Annotated in this window: 15 protein-coding genes; 8 read left to right on the forward strand and 7 right to left on the reverse strand. The window is 71.1% G+C overall.

All coding sequences use genetic code 11. The annotated features are described in order from the left end of the window. Positions 1-28 precede the first annotated feature (28 nt). Together GQQ92_RS08430 and aspS are read right to left on the reverse strand one after the other, a co-directional pair. Positions 29-1,279: a cation:proton antiporter gene (locus GQQ92_RS08430; protein WP_156998752.1), complete on the reverse strand. Its 1,251-nt coding sequence runs from the start codon at positions 1,277-1,279 to the stop codon at positions 29-31. Positions 1,280-1,356: 77 nt separating this feature from the next. Next, positions 1,357-2,700: an aspartate--tRNA(Asn) ligase gene (gene aspS / locus GQQ92_RS08435; protein ID WP_232057575.1), complete on the reverse strand. Its 1,344-nt coding sequence runs from the start codon at positions 2,698-2,700 to the stop codon at positions 1,357-1,359. A gap of 123 nt (positions 2,701-2,823) precedes the next feature. Here aspS and GQQ92_RS08440 point away from each other — a divergent pair, with 123 nt between their 5' ends. From GQQ92_RS08440 to ccsB, 5 genes are read left to right on the forward strand one after another with little or no spacing between them, the layout of a single operon-like run. Further along, positions 2,824-3,468, forward strand: a complete 645-nt coding sequence (locus GQQ92_RS08440; RefSeq protein ID WP_156998753.1) for a histidine phosphatase family protein — start codon at positions 2,824-2,826, stop codon at positions 3,466-3,468. A gap of 8 nt (positions 3,469-3,476) precedes the next feature. Beyond that, positions 3,477-4,157 (forward strand): TlpA family protein disulfide reductase, encoded by a 681-nt coding sequence (locus tag GQQ92_RS08445; protein ID WP_156998754.1) that lies wholly within the window; start codon positions 3,477-3,479, stop codon positions 4,155-4,157. Between the two features lies 1 nt (position 4,158). Continuing rightward, positions 4,159-4,914, forward strand: a complete 756-nt coding sequence (locus tag GQQ92_RS08450; protein WP_372493359.1) for a cytochrome c biogenesis CcdA family protein — start codon at positions 4,159-4,161, stop codon at positions 4,912-4,914. Continuing rightward, complete coding sequence (gene resB, locus GQQ92_RS08455; protein WP_156998755.1) at positions 4,898-6,631, forward strand: cytochrome c biogenesis protein ResB; 1,734 nt, start codon at positions 4,898-4,900, stop codon at positions 6,629-6,631. Before GQQ92_RS08450 ends, resB begins: the two co-directional genes overlap by 17 nt. Before the next feature lie 52 nt (positions 6,632-6,683). Next, positions 6,684-7,733: a c-type cytochrome biogenesis protein CcsB gene (ccsB, locus tag GQQ92_RS08460; protein WP_156998850.1), complete on the forward strand. Its 1,050-nt coding sequence runs from the start codon at positions 6,684-6,686 to the stop codon at positions 7,731-7,733. A gap of 73 nt (positions 7,734-7,806) precedes the next feature. Here ccsB and GQQ92_RS08465 read toward each other — a convergent pair whose 3' ends face one another. Next, positions 7,807-8,829: a cell wall-binding repeat-containing protein gene (locus GQQ92_RS08465; protein WP_156998756.1), complete on the reverse strand. Its 1,023-nt coding sequence runs from the start codon at positions 8,827-8,829 to the stop codon at positions 7,807-7,809. Positions 8,830-8,999: 170 nt separating this feature from the next. Continuing rightward, positions 9,000-10,097, reverse strand: a complete 1,098-nt coding sequence (locus tag GQQ92_RS08470; RefSeq protein ID WP_156998757.1) for a cell wall-binding repeat-containing protein — start codon at positions 10,095-10,097, stop codon at positions 9,000-9,002. Positions 10,098-10,390: 293 nt separating this feature from the next. On the opposite strand from GQQ92_RS08470, the gene pulA reads away from it, so the two are divergent. Continuing rightward, positions 10,391-16,612 carry a pullulanase-type alpha-1,6-glucosidase gene (gene pulA / locus GQQ92_RS08475; protein WP_156998758.1) on the forward strand — a complete coding sequence of 2,074 codons (6,222 nt, stop codon included), beginning with the start codon at positions 10,391-10,393 and terminating at the stop codon, positions 16,610-16,612. 114 nt (positions 16,613-16,726) lie between these two features. Here pulA and GQQ92_RS08480 read toward each other — a convergent pair whose 3' ends face one another. Together GQQ92_RS08480 and GQQ92_RS08485 are read right to left on the reverse strand one after the other, a co-directional pair. Continuing rightward, on the reverse strand, positions 16,727-17,380 hold the full coding sequence (locus tag GQQ92_RS08480; protein ID WP_156998759.1) for a hypothetical protein: 654 nt from the start codon (positions 17,378-17,380) through the stop codon (positions 16,727-16,729). 86 nt (positions 17,381-17,466) lie between these two features. Next, on the reverse strand, positions 17,467-18,453 hold the full coding sequence (locus GQQ92_RS08485; protein ID WP_156998851.1) for an o-succinylbenzoate synthase: 987 nt from the start codon (positions 18,451-18,453) through the stop codon (positions 17,467-17,469). 54 nt (positions 18,454-18,507) lie between these two features. Between GQQ92_RS08485 and GQQ92_RS08490 the strand changes: the two genes are divergently transcribed. Beyond that, positions 18,508-22,299 (forward strand): methionine synthase, encoded by a 3,792-nt coding sequence (locus tag GQQ92_RS08490; RefSeq protein WP_232057590.1) that lies wholly within the window; start codon positions 18,508-18,510, stop codon positions 22,297-22,299. 240 nt (positions 22,300-22,539) lie between these two features. Continuing rightward, positions 22,540-23,649 carry a TerC family protein gene (locus GQQ92_RS08495; protein WP_156998761.1) on the forward strand — a complete coding sequence of 370 codons (1,110 nt, stop codon included), beginning with the start codon at positions 22,540-22,542 and terminating at the stop codon, positions 23,647-23,649. On the opposite strand, the gene GQQ92_RS08500 is transcribed toward GQQ92_RS08495, so the two are convergent. Further along, on the reverse strand, positions 23,627-26,539 hold the full coding sequence (locus GQQ92_RS08500; protein ID WP_156998762.1) for an ATP-binding cassette domain-containing protein: 2,913 nt from the start codon (positions 26,537-26,539) through the stop codon (positions 23,627-23,629). The genes GQQ92_RS08495 and GQQ92_RS08500 overlap by 23 nt on opposite strands. Positions 26,540-26,545 lie beyond the last annotated feature (6 nt).

Here is a 26,545-nt window from a genome sequence, read left to right on the forward strand (position 1 = left end):
CGAAACGAGGCCGACGCGGTCGACCGACTCAGCTCGGCGGATTCGCGCGCGACGGGTCCGACGACGGCGGTACCTGGATGCGACCGGTGCGCACGTCTTCGGCCTCGCGCCTGGCGAACCAGGCCGCGATGGGCACGTCCGTCGAGGAGTGGGCGACGATCGACAGCACGATCGCCACGACGATGACGTGGAACATGTAGTCGGCGTTCTCGGCGCCGCTCGAGAGCACGAGCAGCCCGTACAGCACCGAGGCGAATCCCTTCGGCCCGAACCAGGCGGCGGTCGCCCGCTCCTCCCACGGCAGCCCGCTGCCGAGGAGCGACAGCTCGACGGCGAGCGGCCGGGCGAGCACGAGGAGCAGGATCGCGTACAGGTATCCCGCGAACGGCACGTCGGCGAGGAGTTGGGGCGAGATGAGCGCCCCGAACATGAGCACGGCGAGCAGCTTCACGAGCTCGGAGATCTGGCCGCCGAACTCGTGGAAGGCGTCGCGCATCTCGGGGGCGACGGTGGCGATCGTGATGCCGGCCGAGAACGCCGCGAGGTAGAGGTTCGCGTGCGTCGCGAGGCAGACGCCGAGCACGATGAGCATGACCGCGATCGGGGTGAGCGCCGCGTACAGCGGGGTGCGCGAGAAGACGCGCAGGCGCACGAGCCACGACACGATCAGGGGCACGAGGATGCCGATCGCGATGCCCGACCCGAGCTCGACGATGAGTTCCCACGCCTCGGCGTCGGGCCCCCCGATGGCCGAGATGAGGATGAGCACCACCGGCAGCGCCAACCCGTCGTTGAGGCCGGACTCGACGCCGAGCAGGTTGCGCACCCGGAACGGGATCTCACCGCGCCCGACGATCGCCGACGCGAACACCGGGTCGGTCGGGGCGAGCACCGCCGCGACGAGCATCGCCTCGAGCCACGACAGGTCGAGCAGCCAGACTCCCAGCAGCGTGCTGATGACGAAGGTGATGGGCATGCCCAGCAGGAGCGCGCGGCCCGGCAGCTTCCACGCCGCACGCAGCTCGCGGAGGCCGACCTCCTGCCCGTCGGTGAAGAGCACCACGAAGAGGGCGAACGACGAGATCGTCGTGACCACCGGATCGGCCGGCGCCAGCTCGATGACGTCGAGCATGCCGCTGCCGAGCACGAAGCCGGCGGCGAGGAAGAGCACGGTCGTCGACAGCACCGTGCGGTGCGCGACGCCCGAGATCAGGATCGCGGCGAGCAGCACGAGTGCGAAGGACAGGAGCAGGGCTTCGATCCCAGCAGTCTGTCGCACGCGGACCGTCCGTGTCGACGGTCCGCGCGGGCACGCGGCGAAGATCCGCCCGTGCCGTCAACCGCGCGGAGCGCCGATCAGGGCAGCAGGCGCGTCGGCCCGCGGAACAGGTACGTGGTCTCGCGGATCGAGGACTCGCCCAGCATGAGCATCAGCACGCGCGCGAGGCCCATGCCGAAGCCGCCGTGCGGCGGCACGCCGTAACGGAAGAAGTCGAGGTAGAACCCGAGCTCCTCGGGGTCGAGGCCCTTCTCCTTCGCCTGCTCGACGAGCACGTCGACGCGGTGCTCGCGCTGGGCGCCGGTCGAGATCTCGACGCCGTTGTAGATGAGGTCGTAGGAGTTCGTGAGGCTCGGGTCGCCCTCGTGGCGCATGTGGTAGAACGGCCGGATGCTCGACGCGTAGTCGGTGAGGAACACGAAGTCGTGGCCGAGCTCCTCCTTCACGTACGTCGAGATCTGGCGCTCGCCCTCGGGGTCCATGTCGGCGTCGGCGCGGGGCACGACGTAGCCGCGGTCGGCCACGATCTGCTTCGCCTCGGCGAGCGGGATGCGCGGGAACGGGCGAGAGGGCACGGTCAGCTCGATGCCGAAGTGCTCCTGGATCGCCGCGCCGTGCGCGTCGACCACGGCCTGGAAGCCCGCGACCATGAGCTCCTCGTGCAGGGCCATGACGTCTTCATGCGAGTCGATCCAGCTGACCTCGGTGTCGACCGAGGTGAACTCGGTCGCGTGGCGGCTCGTGAACGAGGGGTCGGCGCGGAAGGCCGGGCCGACCTCGAAGATGCCGCCGAAGCCCGCGGCCTGCGCCATCTGCTTGAAGAACTGGGGGCTCTGGGCGAGGTACGCCTTGCCCTCGAAGTAGTCGACCTCGAAGAGCTCGGCGCGCGACTCGGATGCCGAGGCCATGAGCTTCGGCGTCTGGATCTCGATGAGCCCCTTCTCGACCCAGACGCCGCGCAGCGCGTGCAGGAACGTGGTCTGGATGCGGAAGATGAGGGCCTGCTTCGGGTTGCGCAGGTCGAGGAAGCGCCAGTCCATGCGCTTGTCGAGGCTCGAGTCGGACGCGATGGGCGTCTCGGGGTTCGCCTCGGAGACGACCTCGAGGCTCGCGAGCTTGACCTCGAGCCCGCCGAGCTTCACGCGCTCGTCGTGCTTGAGCTCGCCCGTGACGCGGATGAAGGAGCCGTGCGCGAGCGCCGAGATCGCCTCGGTCGTCGCCAGGCGAGCGGATGCCGCGTCGTCGGCGCCCTCGTCGAGCTCGCGCGTCGCGGGGTTCACGACCTGCACGGCACCGGACTCGTCGCGGAGGATGACGAACTGCACCTTCTTCTGATCGCGGACGGTCTCGACCCATCCTGCGATCGTGACGGGGCCGTCGGGGAGGGCGGCGAGGTTCTTGACGAGGGTGCGTTCATTCACAATCGACCATCCTACCTCGGGGGGTTTCACGAACCTCGGCGGGGGTCTCGAGACGGTCGCTGCGCTCCCTCCTCGACCGGCGCACGGCGATTTCAAAGGGAACCGCTCCCTAGACTGGAGACCGTGCCGGCCGAGCAGATCCATCTCGTGCGCCATGGCGAGGTCTTCAACCCCCAGGGCGTGCTCTACGGGCGACTCCCCGGCTACGGGCTCTCCGACCTGGGGCGGCAGATGGCGCAGTCCGCGGCCGACCTGCTCGTCTCCGCCGGCCGACCGGTGACGGGGCTCGTCGCGTCTCCGTTGCAGCGCACGCAGCAGTCCGCCGAGCCGATGACGGCCGCGTTCGGCTTGGAGCCCGAGCTCGATGAGCGCGTCATCGAGCCCGAGAACCGCTTCGAGGGCAAGCGCATGACCGGCCCGGGCGGCGCCCTCGGCGATGTGCGCAACTGGCGGTTCCTGGTGAACCCGTGGGAGCCGAGCTGGGGCGAGGCGTTCGGCTCGATCGCGAGACGCATGCTCGCGGCCGCCGACGACGCGTGGGCGTCGGTCGACTCCGGCGACGTCGTGATCGTCAGCCACCAGCTCCCGATCTGGATGGTGCACCGCAGGCTCGCGGGCCTCTCGCTCGCGCACGACCCGCGCCGCCGCCGCTGCGCGCTCTCGAGCATCACCACGCTCGAGCGTCGAGGCGACCGCTTCGTGGAGGTCGACTACCGTGATCCCGCCGCCGGCCTCGCCGCGCAGGCCACCGACGTTGGAGCCGTGTGATGCGCCGAATGCCTTCTGAAGCTGGGTCTCGAGATGCTCGCTTCGCTCGCTCCTCGACCGGCGAGGGGGCTCGGTTCTCGACCGGCGGGCGAGGGGGTCGGTTCTCGACCGGCGTCGCGGCGCTCGTCGCGGCATCCGCCCTGCTGCTGACCGGCTGCTCGACCGACCCGCTGGCCGACCAGTTCCGCGAGGGCAGCGGCAAGAACTACATCGCGGGCGACGGCAGCATCTCGGAGTTCGCGGCCGACGACCGGGGCGAGCCGATCACGTTCGGCGGCGAGACGGTCGAGGGCGACGAGTTCGACTCGGCCGACACCCTCGGCGAGGTCACGGTCGTGAACTTCTGGTACGCCGGATGCGCGCCCTGCCGGGTCGAGTCGCCCGTGCTCGAAGAGGTGCACCAGAGCTACGCGCCCGACGAGGTCGCCTTCATCGGGGTCAACGTGCGCGACCAGGCCGACACGGCCGCCGCGTTCGAGCAGACCTACGGCGTGACGTACCCGTCGATCATCGACGTCGAGTCGGGCGAGGCGCAGCTCGCGTTCGCCGGCCCCGTGCCGCCCTCGGCCGTGCCCACGACGATCGTGCTCGACCAGCAGGGGCGCGTCGCCGCGCGCGTCCTCGGACAGGTCACCGACACGTCGATCCTGTCGTCGCTCGTCGACCGCGTGCTCGACGAGCAGGCCTAGCGTGGGCGGCATCGGAGAGGTCGTGCTCAACGGCCAACTGCTCGCGGCCGTGCCGATCGCCCTCCTCGCGGGCATCGTCTCGTTCCTCTCCCCGTGCGTGCTCCCGCTCGTGCCCGGGTACCTGGGCTACATCGGCGGATTCGTCGAAGCGTCGGCGGATGCCGCGGAGGAGCGCCGTCACCGCCGCCGCCTCGTGCTCGGGGTGCTGCTCTTCGTCGCCGGCTTCACCGCGGTGTTCGTCACGTTCAACCTGCTCGCGGGCGTCGCCGGGGCGTGGTTCAACGCGTACGGCGAGGTCATCACCCGGTTCCTCGGGGTCGTGCTCATCGTCATGGGCCTCGTGTTCATCGGGCAGTTCACGTTCCTGCAGCGCACGATCAAGCCGTCGTGGCGGCCCGCGACCGGGCTGGCCGGCGCGCCCCTCCTCGGCGTCGTCTTCGGCCTCGGGTGGACGCCGTGCATCGGTCCGACGCTCGCCGTCGTGCTCTCGCTCAGCGCCGGTTCGGGGTCGCTGTGGCGGGGCGTCCTGCTCGGGCTCGCGTACTGCATCGGCCTCGGCATCCCGTTCCTGCTCGTCGCGCTCGGCTTCGGCTGGGTGACCGGCTCCCTGGCGTTCCTCCGCCGGCACATCCGCACGATCAACATCATCGGCGGTTCGCTGCTCATCGCGATCGGCGTGCTCATGCTCTCGGGTCTCTGGACCATCTGGATGTACGAACTGCAGGCGGTGATCTCCGGCTTTGTCCCCGCGATCTGACCCGGGCGCGCTCTCGCGACCCGACGACCACATCGATTCGCCCGAACCCTCGGTCGAGGCATCCGTCACCCAACCGAAGCTGGGCGTCGTCGGCTGGCTGCGCTTCGCGTGGCGCCAGCTCACGAGCATGCGCACCGCCCTCCTGCTCCTGCTGCTGCTCGCGATCGCGGCCGTGCCCGGCTCGCTCGTGCCGCAGCGTTCGAGCGACCCCAACGGCGTCACGCAGTACTTCGCCGACAACCCGAACCTCGCCCCCGTGCTCGACGGGTTCCAGATGTTCGACGTCTACACGTCGGCGTGGTTCTCGGCCGTGTACCTGCTGCTGTTCGTGTCGCTGATCGGATGCATCATCCCGCGCACGAAGCACCACTTCGACGCGCTACGGGCCCGGCCCCCGCGCACCCCCGCGCGCCTGGCCAGGCTGGCCGGGTACACCGAACGCGCCCTGCCCGAGACGGAGACGCCGGATGCCGCGATCGACCGCGCCGCGGCCGACCTCAAGCGGGCGGGGTACCGCGTCGAGCGGTACGAACTGCGCGGCGAGCCCTCGGTGTCGGCCGAGCGCGGATACCTCCGCGAGACCGGGAACCTCGTCTTCCACAGCGCGCTGCTCGGCGTGCTGGTCACGGTCGCCATCGGCGGCGGGTTCGGGTTCGCGGGGCAGCGCGTCGTGGTCGAGGGGCAGTCGTTCGTGAACACCCTCGCGGCCTACGATTCGTTCAACCCGGGTCGCTTCTTCGACGATGCCACCCTCGATCCGTACAAGCTCGAGCTCACCGACCTCGACGCCGTGTACGAGACGCAGAACCAGGAGGCGCTCGGCCAGCCCGTCGACTTCACGGCGACCGTCGAGATCACGGCGCGAGACGCCGACGAGGCCGTCGAGGGCGAGGTCAAAGTCAACCACCCGCTGCGGGCCCACGGCACCGACGTGTACCTGCTCGGCAACGGCTACGCGCCGACGATCACGGTCGAGAACGCAGAGGGGGAGGTCGTGTTCACCGACGCGATCCCGTTCCTCCCGCAGGACGCGAACCTCACCTCGATCGGCGTCGTCAAGGTTCCCGACGGCATGCCGGAGCAGCTCGGCATGATCGGGTTCCTGTACCCGACGCAGACCACGCTCGACTCGGGCGCGTACGCGTCGACGTATCCCGACCTCGTCTACCCCGTGCTCACCCTCAACGTCTACGCGGGCGACCTCGGCATCGACGGCGGAACGCCGACCTCCGTCTACACGCTCGACCCGTCGACCATGGAGCAGCTCACCGGCGGCGACACGGGCGTCGACTCGATCGAGCTCATGCCCGGCGAGACGCAGGACCTGCCGAACGGGCTCGGCACCGTCACGTTCGAGGACGCCACGCCCGAGGGCCTCCCGAACGCCGCCGACGGCGACTACTCGCACAGCGTCGACCGGTTCGCGAGCTTCGACATCCACCGCGACCCCTCGCAGGGCTGGGTGCTCGTCTTCGCGATCCTCATCATCGCCGGCCTGCTCGTCTCGCTGTTCATTCCGCGGCGCCGCATGTGGGTGAAGGCGGCGAAGCGCGCCGACGGCACCGTCGTGCTCGAGTACGCCGGCCTCGCGCGCGGCGAGGACCCGGGCCTCGACGACGCGGTCGGCTCGTTCGCCGACCGCCACGGCGGGGCCGCGCCGCACGTCGGCTCCGAGGCATCCGAATCCGCCGGTGATCCGGCGAAACCCACGACGTAAGGTTGTAGCCGTGACGCTCGACGACATCTCCATCACCCTCGTGTACTCGGCCATGGCCGTGTACGCGATCGCGTTCATCGCGTATGCGATCGACCTCGCGCGTCGCTCCGCGGCCGCGACCAAGGCTGCGGATGCCGCGGCCGACGCCGTGACGCCCGTTCCCACGGCGCGAGCCGGCGTCGGCACGCCCGCGACGGTCGGCGCCGCTGCGGCGGAGCGCGGTTCGGCATCGTCGGTCGGCGGTCCCGCGCCGACGACCGCGGGCCCTGCGGCATCCGTTCGACCGGCCCAGGACGGCGCCGGCCGAGGCGTCGACGGCGCGAGCATCGCCTACGGGCGTTCCCCGTCGCTGCGCGTGGGCGTCGCGATGACCGTGCTCGCGTGGGCGCTGCACCTCGCGGCCGACATCACGCGCGGACTCGCCGCCGGCCGTGTGCCGTGGGCCAACATGTACGAGTTCGCGCTCACCGGAACACTGGTCATCACGACCGTGTACCTGCTCGTGCTCGTGGTCTCCAAGCACGACCTGCGGTTCCTCGGCACGTTCATCACCGGGCTCGTGCTCGTGCTGCTCGGCATCGCGACCGTGAACTTCTACGTCAGCGTCGTGCCGCTGCCGCCGGCACTGCAGTCGGCGTGGCTCGTGATCCACGTGTTCGTCGCGACGTCGGCCGTCGGGTTCCTCGCCCTCGGCTTCGCGCTCTCGGTCGTGCAGCTCATGCAGGCCAGGCGCGAGTCGATCGTCGCCTCGGCCAAGGCTGCGAAGCGCTCGTTCCTGGCCACCCTGCCCGACTCGGCCACGCTCGAGAACCTCGCGTACCGCGTCATCATCATCGGCTTCATCCTCTGGACCTTCACCCTCATGGCGGGCGCCATCTGGGCCGAGGCCGCGTGGGGCCGCTACTGGGGCTGGGACACCAAGGAGGTGTGGACCTTCATCATCTGGGTGGTCTACGCCGGGTACATCCACGCCCGGGCCACGCGCGGCTGGCGCGGGTCGCGGTCGGCGTGGCTGGCCATCATCGGCTTCTCGACGGTGCTCTTCAACTTCACCGTCGTCAACCTGTTCTTCAAGGGACTGCACGCGTACTCGGGGCTCTGAGTCCAGGCCGACGGGTACGCGGCCCGGCCCGGATACGAATCCGGTCCGGGCCGCGACCCGTGTGCGGCGTGCGTCAGCAGGGCTTCAGGTTCGCGACGTCGGCGGTGAGGGTGCCCGTTCCGCCGAGCAGCACGACCTTGGAGGGCTGGTCCGCCTGCAGCCGGGTCAGCACGGGCGCCGGGATGCAGTTCTTCTGCACGAGGTAGAGCGGCCCGCCGAGTCCGCCGTCCACGCTCGCAGCGAGCGGACCGCCGGCGAGGGCGTCGGCGAAGCCGGCGCCGGTCGCCAGGAAGGCCGTGTCGTGGGCGGCGAAGAAGATGTCACGCACCTTGGCGCTCGTCGCGAACCGGTCGGGGCCGCTCGCTCGGAACACGTTGCCCGGGAACAGGGTGGTGAGCCCGTTCTCGATGCCCGTCGAGACGCTGCCGGTTCCGCCGATGATGCCTGCGCCGTTCTGCACGCCGATGTCGGCGAGGTGGGTCTTCGTCGCGGCATCGAGCGCCGCGGCCGAGCCGTTGACCAGGACGACCGGGTAGCTGCGGAGGCCGCCGACGACGCCCGCCGCCAGTGCGTCGGGATAGTCGCGACCGGTTGCGACCAGCGCGAGCGACGGGGGGTTGCCCACGGCGTCGTACGCCAACTCGTTCGTCTTGCGGTTGGTCGCGTAGCGATCGCTGCCCGCGACCCTGGTGACGACCGGGGCGAGCGTCGCGAGCTTGGTCTGCACGGCGTTCGAGATGACGCCGGTGCCGCCGACGATGACGATGGCGTCGGGGTTGAGGCGGTTGATCTCGGTGACCACGTTGGCCGGCACGCTCGTGCGCGTGACGAGCAGGAGCGGGCTGCCGAAGTGGCCCGCGACCGCGGATGCTCCGAGTGCGTCTGGGAAGGCCTCGCCGGTGGCGATGAAGAGGTAGCCGATGTTCGCCGGGAACTTCTTGGAGATCTTCACGGCGGTGTCGTAGCGGTCGCTGCCGCCGATGCGTTCGATCGCCGGGTCCCACGGATCGGCGGCGTTCGCCGGCGCGAGCCCCGTGAACAGGAGCGCGGTCGCCGCGGCAGCGGCGGCGATGGTCAGAGTGAGGCGTTTCGACATGGTTCGCTCCTGGTTCGCAAGGTCGGGACGACCTCACGCTAGGAACGCGCGCAGCCCGCCGCATCGGGGATTCGGTGCGAATTTCGTCAGTGTGCGCACTGAGGCGCCGACCCAGGTGGGTCGGCGCCTCAGTGGTCACCCGAGTCGCGCGCCGGAAGGCGAGCGGTGCATCAGGACGCGCAGGCCTTGAGCTTCGCGACGTTGCTCGAGAGCACTCCGCTGCCGCCGAGCAGCACGATCTTGTCGGGCTGCGCCGCCTTGAGTTGCTCCAGGACGGGGGCGGGGACGCAGTTCGGCTGCACGAGGAAGAGCGGACCGCCGTCACCGTCTGCGACGGCGGCGAGGGCGCCACCGGCGAGGGCGTCGGCGAAGCCGGTGCCGGCAGCGAGGAACGCCGTCGAGTAGGAGGTGCCGTAGGCGCTGTCGTTCAGCACAGCGCTCGTCGAGTAGCGGTCGTCTCCGCTCTCGCGGTACACCCTGCCGGGGAAGATGCTGTCGAACTGCTTCTCGATTCCCGACGACACGGCCCCGGAACCACCGACGATGACCACGGTCTGGACGCCGATGTCCGAGATGTTCTTCTTGGTCGCGGCATCGAGCGACGACTTGGAGCCGTTGACGAGGACGACCGGCGACCAGTACGCGCCGGCGACGCCTCCTGCGGAGAGCGCGTCGGCGTAGCCCGCGCCCGTTGCGATGAAGCCGAGACCGGCCGGGTTCTCGTTCTTCTCGAAGACGTAGGAGTTCGTCTTGCGGTTGGTGTCGTATCGGTCGGTGCCTGCCAGCCGAACGACGGGTGCGAGCTTCTTCAGCGAGTTCTCGACGGTCGTCGACACGACGCCGGTGCCGCCGACGAGCACGATCTCCTCGGGATTGAGCCGCTTGATCTCCGTGACGACTGCTGCGGGCAGGCTCGTACGCGTCGTGAGGAGCACGGGGCTCTCGTAGTAGCCCGCCGCGGCCGATGCGCCGAGCGCATCGGGGAAGTCGGCGCCGGTGACGACGAACACACGCTCGACGTTCGCCGGGAACTTCTTGGCGATCTTCACGGCGGTGTCGTAGCGGTCGACTCCGCCGATGCGCTCGACGGTCGGCGTCCATGCCGCTGCAGCCTTCGCTGCGACCTGCGGCGCGGCGGATCTGGCGCCGTCGATCGAGGGCGCCCAACCGTCGGCGCCGTCGGCGGCCTGAGCGGGAGCGACCCCCGTCAGAAGAAGCGCTGTTGCGGCGGCCGCAGCGGCCAGGGTCAAGGTGACGGGTCGTCTCATCGGAGGCTCTCTGTGAGGAAGGAGGGTTTCGGAACACGATAACCGCCTTCGGGGTGCGCTACGACTCGGTTCGACATCTGCTGGCCCGGCGCAGGCGGATGGGGATTCCGCGCACCTTTTCCGTCTGCAGCGCGGGCGTTGAGAACGTTTGCAGAATTCTAGCCTCGCGAATCGACACAGAGCGATTCTGGCGGTGAAGCGTTAATGCAAGCGCTTGCATTAACCGTGGGGTCGCGGTACGTTCGGCTCCAAGTCGGTGGCACGTCGTCGTGCCGGAAAAACAGGAGTCAAGGATGACGCAACGCACTCGCGCTCGCAGTTGGTTCGCCCTCGTGGTCGCCGGAGGGCTCGCGGCATCCGCCCTGGCCGTCGTGCCGGGCCTCGCCGCGACGGCCGATGAGCCCCGCACGTTCGCCCTCGTCGGCTCCCTGCAGGACGAGCTCGGCTGCGCCGCCGACTGGGCGCCCGACTGCGCCGAGACCGAGCTCGTCGCGACCGCGACGCCCGGCGTGTACGCCGCGGACTTCGTCGTGCCGGCCGGCACCTACGAGTACAAGGTCGCCGTGGACGACGCGTGGGACGAGTCCTACGGGCTGAACGGCGGCGGCGATAACATCCCGCTCACGGTCGCGGGCGACACGCCCGTGCGGGTCGTCTTCGACGACACGCTGAAGCGCGTCGGGCTCGAGGCGACCGGCCTCCGCGGTGCGTACACCGATGACGACGACGCGGCACTCGTCGCCGACCCCGTGCGCCAGCCCGGCAGCGACGAGAACTTCTACTTCGTGATGACCGACCGGTTCGCCAACGGCGACACCACGAACGACGAGGGCGGGCTCACGGGCGACGCCCTGACCACCGGCTTCGACCCGACGCACAAGGGCTTCTACCAGGGCGGCGACCTGCAGGGCCTGCGCGACCGGCTCGACTACATCGAGGGCCTCGGCACGTCGGCGATCTGGCTCACTCCGAGCTTCAAGAACCGCCCGGTGCAGGGTGAGGGCGCCGACGCGAGCTCGGGATACCACGGCTACTGGGTCACCGACTTCACCCAGATCGACCCCCACCTCGGCACGAACGCCGAGCTCGAGGCGCTCATCGGCGAGGCTCACGCCAAGGGCATCAAGGTCTACTTCGACATCATCACCAACCACACGGCCGACGTCATCGACTACGAGCAGCAGCAGTACTCGTACATCGACCAGGCGACGAGCCCGTACACCGACGCGGACGGCAACGTGATCGACCTCGCCGACTACGCCGACGGATCCACGCCGTTCCCGACGCTCGACGCCGCCACGAGCTTCCCGTACACGCCGGTCGTGCGCCCCGAGGACGCCGACCTCAAGGTTCCGGCCTGGCTGAACGACCCGACGCTCTACCACAACCGCGGCGACTCGACGTGGGAGGGGGAGTCGGTCACGTACGGCGACTTCGTCGGCCTCGACGACCTCATGACCGAGCACCCGACCGTGGTGAACGGCTTCGTCGACGTGTACGACCAGTGGATCGACCTCGGCATCGACGGGTTCCGCATCGACACCGCGAAGCACGTGAACTTCGAGTTCTGGGAGCAGTGGTCGACGCAGGTGCTCGACTACGCGCACGAGCACGGCAAGCCCGACTTCTTCATGTTCGGCGAGGTCTACGACGCCGACCCGCAGAAGCTGAGCCCGTATGTGCGGAAGACCGACATGAACTCGGTGCTGGACTTCACCTTCCAGTCGCAGGCGGTGAGCTTCGCCGCGGGCAACTCGGCGAAGAACCTGCAGTCCCTGTTCGCGGGCGACGACTACTACACGACCCCCGACAGCTCAGCCTCGGCGCTGCCGACCTTCCTCGGCAACCACGACATGGGCCGCGTCGGGTACTTCCTCCAGAACACGGATGCCCCGCTCGAGCGCGACGAACTCGCGCACGACCTGCTCTTCCTCACGCGCGGCCAGCCGGTGGTCTACTCCGGCGACGAGCAGGGCTTCGCCGGCATCGGCGGCGACCAGAGCGCACGTCAGACGCTGTTCGCCAGCCAGGTCGACGAGTACGTGGACCAGGAGCTCGTGACCGGCGAGACGGCCGGCAGCGTCGACCGCTACGACACGGATGCCCCGCTCTACGAGCACATCGCCGCCCTCTCCGCGCTGCGCCAGGCGCACCCGGCGCTCGCGACCGGCGCGCAGATCGAGCGCTACGTCGACAACGGCGCGGGCGTCTACGCGTTCTCGCGCGTCGACCGCGACGAGAAGGTGGAGTACCTCGTCGCCGCGAACAACGCGAACGAGGAGCGCACGGTGCAGGTGCCGACGCTCACGAAGGACGGTGCCTTCACGGTGCTCTCCGGCGACGGGCAGGCCGTGACGGCCGATGCCGACGGCGTGGCATCCGTCACCGTGCCCGCGCTCGGGGCCGTGGTGTGGAAGGCCGACCGTGCGGTCAGCGCCCCCGACGCGGCATCCGCCATCACCGTGGCGACGCCCGCCGCGGGCGCCGGCATCTCGGGCATCACGCCCGTCGTCGCCGACGTCGACGACGCCACCTGGCAGGAGACGAGCTTCGCCTGGCGCGTGGCCGGGGCGACCGGCGACGACGCCTGGCACGCGCTCGGCACGGCCGAGGACACGAGCCCGCGCGTCTTCCACGACACGGCCGGTCTCGCCGGCGGCACGCTCATCGAGTACCGCGCGGTGTCGACGGATGCCGCGGGCAACCGCGCTGCGGCGAGCACCTACGCCTCGATCGGCAACGCCGTGAACCTCGTCGAGGTGGAGGAGCCCGAGCAGCCGATCGACCTCGTCACGGTGGCGGGCAGCCACAACTCCGAGATGGGCTGCGCCGGCGACTGGGCTCCGGGCTGCGAGGCGGCCAAGCTCACGCTGCGCGCCGACGGCATCTACGAGGGCACGTTCACCATCCCGGCCGGCGACTACGAGTACAAGGTCGCCATCAACGGCAGCTGGGACGTCAACTACGGCGCGAACGGCGAGTTGAACGGCGGCAACATCACGTACTCGACCGACGGCAGCACGCCCGTCACGTTCTTCTGGAACCCGAACACGCATGTGGTCTCGTCGACGGCCGAGGGGCCGGTCGTGACCCTGCCGGGCAGCCTGCAGTCCGAGCTCGGATGCCCCGGCGACTGGCAGCCCGAATGCCTCGCCACCCTCATGCAGGACGGCGACAAGGACGGCGTGTACACGTACTCGACCTCCGCGCTGCCGGCCGGCTCGTACGAGGTCAAGGTCGCGCACGGCCGCAGCTGGGACGAGAACTACGGCGTCGGCGGCGCCCCCGGCGGCGACAACTACACCTTCACCACGGCCGACGGCAAGCTCGTCGAGTTCCGGTACACGCTCGAGACCCACGTGCTCGAGATCGTGGTCTCCGACCCGCCGCTGGCGGGCACCGGCCAGTCCCGTGCGCACTGGGTGAGCGAGGACACGCTCGCCTGGCCGGCCGAACTGCTCGGCGCGGCATCCGCTGCCGATGCGGAGTTCACCCTGCAGCACTCGCCCGACGCGGGCCTCGCGGTCGCCGACGGCGCCGTCGCGGGCGGCGGCGACGCGATCGAGCTCGAGGTCGACCCCGCCGGACTCAGCGAGGAGCAGCTCGCCACGTTCCCCGCGCTCGAGGGCTTCGTCGCGCTGCACCCGGTCGGCCTCGAGCGCGCCGACATCGAGCAGCTCCTCACCGAGCAGCTCGCCGTAGCCCAGACCACGGGCGGCGAGCTGAGCGCCTTCACGGGCGTGCAGCTGCCCGGCGTGCTCGACCACGTGTACGGCGGCGCCGTGGCGACGACGACGCTCGGCCTGGAATGGGACGGCAGCACCGCGACCGCGCGCCTCTGGGCGCCGACCGCGCGGTCCGTCTCGCTCGAGCGATGGGATGCCGGCGCCACGGGCGACCCCGAGCTCGTCGCCGCCGAGCGCGACGACGAGGACGGCACCTGGTCGGTCGAGGGGCTCGCGTCCGGCGACGAGTACCGCTGGAGCGTCGAGGTGTTCGCCCCGTCGACCGGTGCGATCGAGACGAACTCCGTGACCGACCCGTACTCCGTCGCACTCACGACGAACTCGGCGCGCACGGTCGTGGTCGACCTCGACGACCCCGCGTACCAGCCGGCGCTGTGGCGCGACACCGCCGCGCCCGTCGTCGAGCGGGCGGTCGACCGCTCCATCTACGAGCTGCACGTGCGCGACTTCTCGATCGGCGACGAGACCGTCCCCGAGGCCGAGCGCGGCACGTACAAGGCGTTCACGCGCGACTCCGCCGGCACGGCGCAACTGCGCGAGCTCGCCGCCGCGGGCATCAACACGGTGCACCTGCTGCCCACGTTCGACCTCGCGACGATCGAGGAGGAGCGCGCCGAGCAGGCGACGCCCGACTGCGACCTCGCGTCGTACGGGCCGGCCTCGCCGGAGCAGCAGGCCTGCGTCTCGGCGATCCGCGACCTCGACGGCTTCAACTGGGGGTACGACCCGTTCCACTTCCAGGCGCCCGAGGGCTCCTACGCGGTCGACCCCGACGGCGGCGCCCGCGTGAGCGAGTTCCGCGAGATGGTGGGCGCGCTGCACGGCACGGGCCTGCAGGTCGTGCTCGACGAGGTGTACAACCACACCGCCGAGGCGGGCCAGGGGCAGAAGTCGGTGCTCGACCGCATCGTGCCCGGCTACTACCAGCGCCTGAACGCCTACGGCGCGGTCGAGACCTCGACGTGCTGCCAGAACGTCGCGACCGAGCACGAGGTCGCGCAGAAGCTCATGGTCGACTCGGTCGTGCTGTGGGCGAAGCAGTACAAGGTCGACGGATTCCGCTTCGACCTCATGGGACACCACTCGAAGGCGAACCTGCTCGCCGTGCGGGCGGCGCTCGACGAGCTCACGCTCGCGGCCGACGGGGTCGACGGCTCGTCCGTGTACCTCTACGGCGAGGGCTGGAACTTCGGCGAGGTCGCCGACAACGCGCTGTTCGAACAGGCCACGCAGGGCCAGCTCGGCGGCACCGGCATCGGCACGTTCAACGACCGGCTGCGCGACGCCGTGCACGGCGGCAGCCCGGTCGACGGCACCTCGACCTACCAGCAGGGCTTCGGCACCGGTCTCGGCACGGCGCCCAACGGGCAGCCGGGCACGCCCGCGCAGGCCGACCAGCTGGTCGACCTCGGACACCAGACCGACCTGGTCAAGCTCGGCCTCGCGGGCAACCTGCGCGGCTACGAGCTGACGGATGCCTCGGGCGAGACCGTGCGGGGCGACGAACTCGACTACCGGGGTGCACCGGCCGGCTACGCCGACCAGCCCGACGAGGTCATCAACTACGTCGACGCGCACGACAACGAGACGCTCTACGACGTCTCGGTGCTGAAGCTCCCGACCGACACCTCGATGGCCGACCGCGTGCGCATGAACACGCTGTCGCTCGCGACCGTGACGCTCTCGCAGTCGCCCTCGTTCTGGCACGCCGGCACGGAGCTGCTGCGCTCGAAGTCGCTGGACCGCAACAGCTACAATTCGGGCGACTGGTTCAACCGCATCGACTGGACCGGGCAGGAGTCCACCTTCGGGTCCGGCCTGCCGATGCAGGCCGACAACGGCGACAAGTGGCCGATCATGGAGCCACTGCTGGCCGACCCCGCGCTGAAGCCGACCGCCGACGACATCGCCGCGGCCGAGGCATCCGCTCTGGACCTGTTGCGCGTGCGCTCCTCGGTCGACCTGCTGCAGCTGGGCTCGGCGGAACTCATCGAGCAGAAGCTGTCGTTCCCGAACAGCGGGGCCGACGCGACGCCCGGCCTGATCACGATGCTCGTCGACGACCTCGTCGGAGACGACGTCGACCCCGAGCTCGACGGCGCCCTGGTCGTGTTCAACGCGTCGCCGGAGCCCATCGCCGAGGCGGTCGACGGGCTCGCGGGCCGCGAGTTCGCGCTGACCCAGGCGCAGGCGTCCGGTTCCGACGCGGTCGTGAAGGCGACCGCCTGGGATGCCGCGACCGGCACGGTCACGGTTCCCGCGCGTTCGGTCGCGGTGCTCGTCGAGGTGCAGGAGACGACGGGTGAGCCCGGCGGCCCGGGTGAGCCCGGTGAACCCGGCGGCCCCGGTGAGCCCGGTGAGCCCGGCGCCGCGACCCCGACGGTGCAGCTGTCGGTCGGCAGCGTGCGACCCGGCGACGTCATCGGCGTGACCGGCACGGGCTTCGAGCCGGGTGAGACGGTGCAGATCTGGCTGCACTCGACGCCCGTCCTGCTCGTCGCCGCGACCGCCGACGCCGATGGCGCACTCTCGACGAACGCGACGATCCCGCTCGACGCCGAACCCGGCGACCACGAAGTGCGCCTGCTGGGCGTCGGCTCGGGGCTCGAGGCATCCGCTGCACTCGTCGTGCTCGGTCCGCTCGGCATGACCGGTACCGAGATCGGGTTCGTGGCGCTGCTCGCGCTCGTGCTGCTCGCGGGCGGCGCGCTCGTGCTCGCGCCGCGCATCCGGCGGATGCTCCGGGGTGAGGCCTTGCCGGTCGAGTAGGCCGCTCGCGGCCGTTCAGCCGGTCGAGTAGGCCGCTCGCGGCCGTATCGAGACCTCGATCGAGGGTCTCGATACGGCGCCGGGGCGCCTACTCGACCGGCGGAATGGGCGGGGTCAGCCGCGCGCGAGCGTGAGCGGCACGCTGCTCGCGCCCGTCGAGAAGTGGATGACGGGCGTGTCGCCCGAGCAGTCGTACGGTGCGGCCGTGATGGGGGAGGCGAGGATCTCCTCGGTCACGGCAGTGCCGTCCATCGCGACGCCGTCGACGGTGACGTCCATCGAGAGCTCGTTCGTGTCGTTGCTCGTGCGCACCGTGTCGCCGTCGACGGCGTACTCGCCCGACAGCGTTCCGCCGAGGGTGGCCTCTGCCGGCAGGCCGGCGATGTCGACCGAGAGCGACAGGTCGGGGGTGTAGGCGTAGGTCCCGTCGTCGCGGAACGTGAGGCCGGAGCTGCCCGTGGGGTCGTAGACGATGGCGTACTCCGCGAGGTCGACGTTGACCTGGTCGTAGAACAGCTGCATCTGGTCGTCGGTGAGCACCCAGTCGCCGACGAGGCAGTTCGACTCGGATGCCGCGGCGGGGTTTTCGCTCGCGGCCGCATCCGTCGCCGGGGCCGATGCCGTCGCGTCCGCACCCGAGGTCGGGCTCGCGGAGGCCGCGCCGGTCGGGGTCGCCGACCCGCCGCCGGAGGTCGGACTGCAGCCCGCGAGCGCGAGGGCGGCGAGGGCGGCGAGTGCGGGCAGTGCGAGGCGGGCGCGAAGCGGCATGGAACCTCCAACGGGTGGCGGCCCCGGCTCAGCCCGAGGTCGCGACGGACGACTGCGAGCATTCTCGCACCCGGGCCCCGAGATGCTCAGAGATTTGTCAGCACCGCGTGGCACCGGCCCAGTCGTTCGAGCCACCAGTCGGTGCGCTCCTCGGATGCCGCGAAGCGCTCGAGCAGCGTCGGGTCGGCCTGTACGCGGCCGACGGGGATCGCGCCGTCGACCGGGACGAGCGGCGAGCCCGTGACATCCGCGGCCAGGAGCGAGGCCGTCCCGAGGCCGCAGTCGAAGTCGAGTTCGGAGACGGATGCCGCGAGCGCCGCGCCCATCGCGAGGCCGACGCTCGTGTCGAGCGCGCTCGAGACCACGACCGGCAGTCCCGCGCGCTCGATGACCTCGAGCGCGCGACGGATGCCGCCGAGCGGCTGCGCCTTGATGACGAGGAGGTCGGCGGCTCCGGCCGCGGCGACCGCGAGCGGATCGTCGGCGCGGCGCACGCTCTCGTCGGCGGCGATCGGGATGCCCATGTACGCCGTGCGGCGGCGGATCTCCGCGAGCTCCTCGACGGTCAGGCAGGGCTGCTCGACGTACTCGAGGTCGAACTCGGCGAGCGCGTGGATCGCATGCTCGGCCTCGTCGATGTTCCAGCCGGCGTTCGCGTCGACCCGGATGCGGCCCTCGGGGCCGAGCGCGGCGCGCACGGCACGGACGCGCGCGACATCCTGGGCCAGATCCTGATCGCTCGCCGCGACCTTCACCTTCGCCGTGCGGCAGCCGGGGAACCGGGCGAGCACCGCGGCCACGCTGTCGGGGTCGACGGACGGCACCGTCGCGTTCACCGGGATCGACGTGCGCACGGCGGCGGGCGTCGGCGTCCAGCCGTAGTCGATCGCCGCGGCCAGCCATGCGGATGCCTCGACGTCGTCGTACTCGACGAACGGGGAGAACTCGGTCCAGCCCTCGGGCCCCTCGAGGAGCAGCGCCTCGCGCACGTCGATGCCGCGGAACCGCGTCACGAGGGGGAGGGCGACCACGCGGGCCGTCGCGAGCAGGTCGTCGAGCGGGGGCGGCGTCATCATGTGCTCATCATGGCCTAGGACCCGCGGTCGCTCAGTAGACTCGCGCGAGTGATCGGTCAGTCAGCCAGCCCCCGCTTCCCCCTCGACATCGAGGGCGTGGCGCGGCCGCCTCGCTCCGAGGCGCTGCTCGACGCCGTGCGCGGCGGCGTCGTGATCGCCGACGGCGCCATGGGCACCATGCTGCAGCGGCACGAGCCCACGCTCGACGACTACCGTCAGCTCGAGGGCTGCAACGAGATCCTCAACGTCTCGCGGCCCGACATGATCGCCGACATCCACGACGAGTACCTCGCCGTCGGCATCGACGCGATCGAGACGAACACCTTCGGCGCCAACTGGTCGAACCTGTCCGACTACGGCATCGACGACCGCATCCACGAGCTCGCCGAGGCGGGTGCGCGCATCGCGCGCGAGCGGGTCGAGGCGGCCGAGGCATCCGACGGCCGCCTGCGATGGGTGCTCGGGTCGATGGGGCCCGGCACCAAGCTGCCGAGCCTGCTGCACACCACCTACGATCACCTCAAGCAGACCTTCGCGCTGCAGGCCGAGGGGCTCATCGACGGGGGAGCCGACGCGTTCCTCGTCGAGACCTCGCAGGACCTGCTGCAGACCAAGGCCGCCGTGAACGGCTGCAAGCAGGCCATCGTGAGCCGCGGCATCCGCCTGCCGATCTTCGTCGAGGTGACCGTCGAGACCACCGGCACCATGCTCATGGGCAGCGAGATCGGCGCCGCGCTCACCGCGCTCGAACCGCTCGGCGTCGACGCGATCGGCCTGAACTGCGCGACCGGCCCCGCCGAGATGAGCGAGCACCTGCGCCACCTGTCGAAGCACTCGCGGGTGCCCGTCGCCTGCATGCCGAACGCGGGCCTGCCGGTGCTCGGCGCGAACGGCGCGCACTATCCGCTCGAGCCCGCCGAGCTCGCGACCGCGCACGAGCAGTTCGTGCGCGAATTCGGCCTCGGCCTCATCGGCGGATGCTGCGGCACGACGCCCGAGCACATGCAGGCCGTCGTCGATCGGCTCGCCCCGCTCCGCCGGTCGAGGAGCGAAGCGTCTCGAGACCTCGCTGACGCTGGTCTCGAGACGGCTGCTCCTGCGTCGCTGCCTCCTCGACCGGCGGGGGCTCCTGCGTCGCTGCCTCCTCGACCGGCGGGGGCTCCTGCGTCGCTGCCTCCTCGACCGGCGGGGGCTCCTGCGTCGCTGCCTCCTCGACCGGCGGCGCAGCCCGAGGCCGGCGTCGCGAGCCTCTACCAGCACGTGCCGTTCCACCAGGACGCGTCGTACCTCGCGATCGGCGAGCGCACGAACGCCAACGGCTCGAAGGCGTTCCGCGAGGCCATGCTCGAGGGCAATTGGGACGAGTGCGTCGAGATCGCACGCAACCAGATCCGCGTCGGCGCCCACCTGCTCGACGTGTGCGTCGACTACGTGGGCCGCGACGGCGTCGCCGACATCCGCGAGGTCGTCTCCCGCTTCGCGAGCGCCTCGACGCTGCCGCTCGTGATCGACTCGACCGAGGCCGCCGTGATCGCCGCCGGACTCGAGCTCATCGGCGGCCGGCCCATCGTCAACTCCGTCAACTACGAAGACGGCGAGGGCCCAACGAGCCGCTTCGGCCGCATCATGCCGCTCGTCAAGGAGCACGGCACCGCCGTCATCGCCCTCACGATCGACGAGGAGGGCCAGGCCCGTACCGCCGAGCACAAGATGCGCATCGCCTCGCGCCTCGTCGACGCGCTCGTCGGCGAGTGGGGCATGCGGGTCGAGGACATCGTCGTCGACTGCCTGACCTTCCCGATCGCGACCGGGCAGGAGGAGACCAGGCGCGACGCGATCGAGACGATCGACGCGATCCGACGCCTCAACGCGAAGTACCCCGGCATCCACACCACGCTCGGCGTCTCGAACGTGTCGTTCGGCCTGAACCCCGCCGCGCGCAGCGTGCTGAACTCGGTGTTCCTGCACGAGGCCGTCGAGGCCGGGCTCGACTCGGGCATCATCGACGCGGCGAAGATCGTGCCGCTCGCCTCGCTCTCCGAGGAGCAGCGCAAGGTCGCGCTCGACCTCGTCTGGGACCGCCGCGAGTACGACGCCGACGGCAACCTGACGTACGACCCCCTCGCGAGCATGCTCGACCTGTTCGCCGGGGTCGACACCGCGGCGCTCCGCGACCAGCGCGCCGCCGAGCTCGAGGCGCTGCCCGTCGGCGAGCGGCTCGAACGCCGCATCATCGACGGTGCGTCGAAGGGCCTCGAAGCCGATCTCGACCTCGCACGGGCGGGCGGGCTCAGCGCACTCGAGATCATCAACGACCACCTGCTGGAGGGCATGAAGGTCGTCGGCGAGCGCTTCGGCTCCGGAGAGATGCAGCTGCCGTTCGTGCTGCAGTCGGCCGAGGTCATGAAGAGCGCCGTCGCGCTGCTCGAACCGCACATGGAGAAGTCCTCGTCCGGGGGCAAGGGCAAGATGGTCATCGCCACGGTGCGCGGCGACGTGCACGACATCGGCAAGAACCTCGTCGACATCATCCTCTCGAACAACGGCTACGAGGTGATCAACCTCGGCATCAAGCAGCCCATCGCCGACATCATCAAGGCCGCCGAAGAGCACGACGCCGACGTGATCGGCATGTCGGGCCTGCTCGTGAAGTCGACCGTCGTCATGAAGGAGAACCTGCTCGAACTGCAGTCGCGCGGTCTCGCGAAGAAGTGGCCGATCATCCTCGGCGGCGCGGCGCTCACGCGCGCCTACGTCGAAGACGACCTCGCCTCCCTCTTCGACGGCGAGGTGCGCTACGCCCGCGACGCGTTCGAGGGCCTCACGCTCATGGAGCCGCTCGTCAAGGTCGCGCGCGGCGCCGATCCCGCCACGGTGGGGCTTCCCGCGCTCAAGAAGCGCATCCACAGCGCCGGTTCCAAGCTCACCCTGACCGAACCCGAGGCGATGCCCGGGCGCTCCGACGTGGCATCCGACAACGCCGTTCCCGCCCCGCCGTTCTGGGGAACGCGCATCGTCAAGGGCATCGCGCTCGCCGACTACTCCGCCTTCCTCGACGAGCGGGCCACCTTCATGGGCCAGTGGGGTCTGAAGCCCGGGCGCGGCGACGACGGGCTCAGCTACGAGCAGCTCGTCGAGACCGAGGGCCGCCCGCGGCTGCGGTACTGGCTCGACCGCATCCTCGCCGAGGGCATGCTCGACGCCTCGGTGGCCTACGGGTACTTCCCGGTCGTCTCCGACGGCGACGACCTCATCGTGCTGCACCACGGCGACGACCCGACCGGGGCGTTCGGCAGGGCCGGACTGCTCGCGCCCGACGGCGGCTCGGGCGGCGTCATCGGCGAGGAGCGCCTGCGGTTCCACTTCCCGCGGCAGCGCCGCGACCGCCACCTCTGCCTCGCCGACTTCGTGCGCTCGCGCGAATCGGGCCAGGTCGACGTGCTGCCCGTGCAGCTCGTGACCGCCGGCGCCCACATCGACCAGGTCACCGCGAAGCTCTTCGCGGCCGACAAGTACCGCGACTACTACGAACTCAACGGCCTCGTGATGCAGCTCACCGAGTCGCTCGCCGAGTACTGGCACGCCCGCATCCGCGCCGAGCTCGGCTTCTCGGCCGAAGACCCCGCCGACACCGCCGGCCTCTTCAAGCTCGAGTACCGTGGCGCGCGCTTCTCGCTCGGCTACCCGGCCTGCCCCGACATGGAGGACCGCCGCAAGGTCGTCGAGCTGCTGAAGCCCGAGCGCATGGGCGTCGAGCTCAGCGAGGAGCTGCAGCTGCACCCCGAGCAGTCCACCGACGCGTTCGTGTTCCACCACCCCGAGGCGAAGTACTTCTCGGTGTGAGGCTCGCGATCCGGCGACGCCCCGGCGCACGCGGCGCCGCACGACGGATCCGCGTGGACTCGGCATCCTCTCAGGTTGCGGGCGGCGTTCGCCCGTAGGCTCGCACCACCAAGGGGAGTACTCCGGCACGGCCGGCTCGTCATTACGGATGCACGGTGCATCCCGGGCCACCGGTCCTCGTTCGACGAGGATGGAGAAGACCTTGACGTCCGTCTGCGACGCCGAGGTCTGGAGCATCCGTTGAACGTCACCCCACTCGTGTGGACCATCACGATCGCCGTCACGATCGCCTTCTTCGTCTACGAGTTCTTCGCCCACGTGCGCAAGCCGCACGAACCGTCCATCGGCGAGTCGGCGAGGTGGTCGGCGTTCTACATCGGCCTCGCCGTGCTGTTCGGCATCGGCGTGGGCGCGGTGTCGGGCTGGAGGTACGGCGGCGAGTACTTCGCCGGGTACCTCACCGAGAAGGCGCTGTCGATCGACAACCTCTTCGTGTTCCTCATCGTGATGGCCGGCTTCGCCGTGCCGAAGATCTACCAGCAGAAGGTGCTGATGATCGGCATCGTGATCGCGCTGATCCTGCGGGGCGTCTTCATCGCGGTGGGCGCGACGCTCATCGCGAACTTCTCGTGGGTGTTCTACCTCTTCGGCGCCCTGCTGCTCGTGCTCGCGTACCGGCAGGCGTTCGCGCACGGCGACTCCAATCCGGCCGACGGCCGGTTCATGCGGTTCGTCCGTCGCATGCTGCCCGTCAGCGACGAATACAACGGCGACCGGCTGACCGTCAAGAAGGACGGCCGCCGCTTCGTCACCCCGATGCTGCTCGTCATCGTCGCGATCGGATTCGTCGACCTCGTCTTCGCCGTCGACTCGATCCCGGCCATCTACGGGCTGACCGAGGAGGCGTACCTCGTCTTCACGGCGAACGCGTTCGCGCTCATGGGGCTGCGTCAGCTCTACTTCCTCATCGGCGGGCTGCTCGAACGGCTGGTGTACCTCGCACAGGGTCTCGCCGTCATCCTCGCGTTCATCGGCGTGAAGCTCGTGCTGCACGCGATGCACGTCAACGAGCTGCCGTTCGTGAACGGCGGCGAGCCGATGCTGTGGGCCCCCGAGATCCCGATCTGGTTCTCGCTGCTGTTCATCGGCGCCACCATCGCGGTCGCGACCACGGCGAGCCTGCTCAAGACGCGCGGCGAACGCGGACGCGTCGGCGATGCTGCGGATGCCTCCGGCGAGGCCGCGGATGCTGCGGATGCTGCGAATGCCGCGGATGCTGCGGATGCCGCGGGCCCGGCGCTCGAACCGCGAGCCGACGAGGCAGCCGTCAATCCCCGGTCGACGAGCTGACGGAACCGCGCTCGGACGGGGCGTCGTCGCCGCGCCTCGACGAGCCGCGCCTGGCGGGTGAGCCGGGCCCGACGGGCTTCGCGCGTCGGAACGAGGCCAGCACGGCCGACCCGATGACGGCGAGCCCGATGACGGTGGTGACCGCCCGCAGCGTGTCCCACGTGATGGACGAGGTCACGAGCGAGTAGAGCAGGAAGCTCGACACGTTCCGACCAAGCGGCGCGCCCGGCTCGTACGCGATGCCCGACGCGGTGCCGACGGCGAACGGCCAGAACCACAGGTTCATGACGAGGCCGAAGGCGTACGAGGCGAGCACGCCGTAGACGGCGAGCATCGCGACCTCGGCTCGCCGCGGCATCCGCCCGAGTGCTGTGCCGGATCGTCGGGGGCGACGCCGCCCGCCCCCGGGGAGGAGGCCTGCGCCCGCACCGACCCACGCGCACGCGAACATCTGGAACGGCGTCCACGGCCCGAACGTGCCCGTGACGATCGTCGACAGGGCGATCGTGAGCAGGCCCAGCAGCAGCCCGAAGCGCGGCCCGAACGCCCGCCCGGCGAGGATCAGCAGGATGAACACGGCCTCGACGCCGCCGACGCCCGTGCCCGCGATGCGCACGGCCGCGCCGATCGCGGTGAGCGTGCCCAGCAGGGCGAGGGTGTGCGCGCTGCGCACCGTGCCGTCGAGCGCGCCCAGCACGACGAGCGCGGCGAGCGGGGCGAGCGCGAGCGCGGCGACCGGGACGGCCGCGCTCGCCTGCTGCGGGAGCGCCGCCGCCACGAGCGGCCAGGTGAACGCGGCCAGGGCGGCGAGGTTCGCGATCGCGAGCGCGAGCGGAGCGAGGCCGCGGGCCCGAGCGCCGGCGCCCGTGCTCGTGCCGCTGCTCGTGCGTTCGCTTTTCAGGAGGGGGTGTGGGCGCAGGAGGTCTTCGCGGCGATCATCCGCCGGTTCCGCCCCCGCGTGCCCACACCCCCTCCTGAAAAGTGAATTCGACGGTTGCGGGGGAGCGACCTGGCGCGAGGGGCCGAGCCGCCCGGCCGACATCGGCAGTTCGCGATCGGCGACAGCGGCGACGAAGCCCGCGTCGTGCGTCGCGACGAGCACCGCGCCGTGGTCGGCCGAGCGGGCCAGGGCAGCGGCCACGAGGGCGCGCGCGTCGGGGTCGAGTCCGCGGGTCGGCTCGTCGACGAGCAGCACGCGCGGCTCCGTCGCCGTCTGGATCGCGATCGCGAGGCATCGACGCTCGCCGACCGAGAGGTCGCGCGGGTGGCGGGCCAGCCGCGCGACGAAGGCCGGAGCCGCGGCCTCGAGCCCGAGGAACCCGGCGAGGCGCGCGGCCGTCGTGCCGCGCGGCAGCCGCGCACGCCGGTCGGCCCTGGCGCACTCGGCGGCGACGGTCGTGGCCGCGAAGAGGTCGTCGGACGCGTCCGGCACGAGCGCGATCGAGCTCGGGCCGTCGCCCGTCGCGAGCGCCACGAGCAGGCTCGACTTGCCGGCTCCGTTCGGCCCGGTGACCGCGACGATCTCGCCCGCCGCGAGTTCGAGGTCCGCCGCGTCGACGGCGACCACGTCGTCGTGCCGCACGGTCAGCGCGTGGGCGCGGAGCACCGTCTCCCGGCGCTCGGCTTCGTCGCCGGGCCGCACGCGGGCGAGCGCGGGCAGGGCGACGGCCGCCGCGGTCGCCTCGGCCGCGAGGCGCGCGACGCCGTCGGACACCTCGATGCAGCCGTCGGCGACCGCCGAGAACTCGTCGCGGCGGTGCTCCGCGACGACGACGCACATGCCCGCCTCGTGGGCGAGGGCGTCGAGCAGCGCGACGATGCGAGCGCGAACGTCGGCGTCGAGGTCGGCGAGCGGTTCGTCGACGAGGAGCAGGATGGGGTGCTCGGCGACGGCGGCGGCGATCGCCACCAGGGTCGCCTCGCCCGCCGAGAGGCCGCGCAGCTCGCGATCGAGCAGGGGGCGGATGCCGAGACGCCCGACGATCTCGTCGACGCGCGCCCTGACGATCACGGGGGCGACGCCCCGCAGTTCGAGGGCCAGGCCGATCTCGTCGGCGACGCGCTCGGTCGCGAATCCCTCGCGCGGATGCTGCAGCACGACGCCGACCGTGCGTGCCGTGTCCCGCGGCGGCGTGGCCGAGCGATCGTGGCCGACGACGAGGAGCTCGCCGCGCACGGCGCCCCCGTCGAGATGCCCGTGCAGGCCCGCGAGCGCGCGCAGCAGCGTGGACTTGCCGCTGCCCGTGGCGCCCGCGACGAGCGTGAGCGTTCCGGGCATGAGCTCGAGCGAGGGCACCGTCAGCGCCGGCCGGGTCTCGCCGCGGTGCACGAGCTCGACCCGCCGGGCCTCGACGGGCCGCTCGCAGACGCCGTCGACGGGAGTGCCGGCGAGTCCGCGAAGCTCCAGCGCCGCGGCGACGGACGTGGCCCGTTCGAGGGTGCGCTCCAGCACGGGTGCGAGCAGGCGGGCACCGCCGCGTTCGCCGCGCAGCCGCTGCGCGAACCGCACCCGCCGCACCGCGTCGGCGAGCGCGGGAAGCCCCGCCCACGCGACGGCGAGCGTGCGCGCGATGCCGCGGAGCGGCCCGCGGTGCGCCCCGCGGGCGAGGAGCCGCGGAACGTCGAGCAGCGCGTTCAGCACGCCGAAGGCGAGGATCGTGAGCGCGATGGGCAGCGCGCTCGCCGCGGCATCCCACAGCCCGCCCGCCGTGACCGGGCCGAGCAGCACGACGTGCGAGAACGGCCGAGGCAGCGGGATCTCGGGCAGTGCGAGCAGCACCGGCCCCGCGGCATCCGCGCCGTTGAAGAGGATGCGATAGACGACCCGCACCCCCACGAACCCGGCGGCGATGAGGGCCGCGGTTCGCAGGGGTGCGGGTCGGAAGGTCATGGCGTC

This window comes from Agromyces terreus, assembly GCF_009749465.1.
Classification (GTDB): Bacteria; Actinomycetota; Actinomycetes; order Actinomycetales; family Microbacteriaceae; genus Agromyces; species Agromyces terreus.

Coding starts and splice junctions, on each gene's coding strand:
- pulA (WP_156998758.1), top strand. CDS start 10,391: ATGACGCAACGCACTCGCGCTCGCAGTTGGTTCGCCCTCGTGGTCGCC.
- ccsB (WP_156998850.1), top strand. CDS start 6,684: ATGGCCGTGTACGCGATCGCGTTCATCGCGTATGCGATCGACCTCGCG.
- GQQ92_RS08480 (WP_156998759.1), bottom strand. CDS start 17,380: ATGCCGCTTCGCGCCCGCCTCGCACTGCCCGCACTCGCCGCCCTCGCC.
- GQQ92_RS08485 (WP_156998851.1), bottom strand. CDS start 18,453: ATGACGCCGCCCCCGCTCGACGACCTGCTCGCGACGGCCCGCGTGGTC.
- GQQ92_RS08465 (WP_156998756.1), bottom strand. CDS start 8,829: ATGTCGAAACGCCTCACTCTGACCATCGCCGCCGCTGCCGCGGCGACC.
- GQQ92_RS08445 (WP_156998754.1), top strand. CDS start 3,477: ATGCCTTCTGAAGCTGGGTCTCGAGATGCTCGCTTCGCTCGCTCCTCG.
- GQQ92_RS08500 (WP_156998762.1), bottom strand. CDS start 26,539: ATGACCTTCCGACCCGCACCCCTGCGAACCGCGGCCCTCATCGCCGCC.
- GQQ92_RS08470 (WP_156998757.1), bottom strand. CDS start 10,097: ATGAGACGACCCGTCACCTTGACCCTGGCCGCTGCGGCCGCCGCAACA.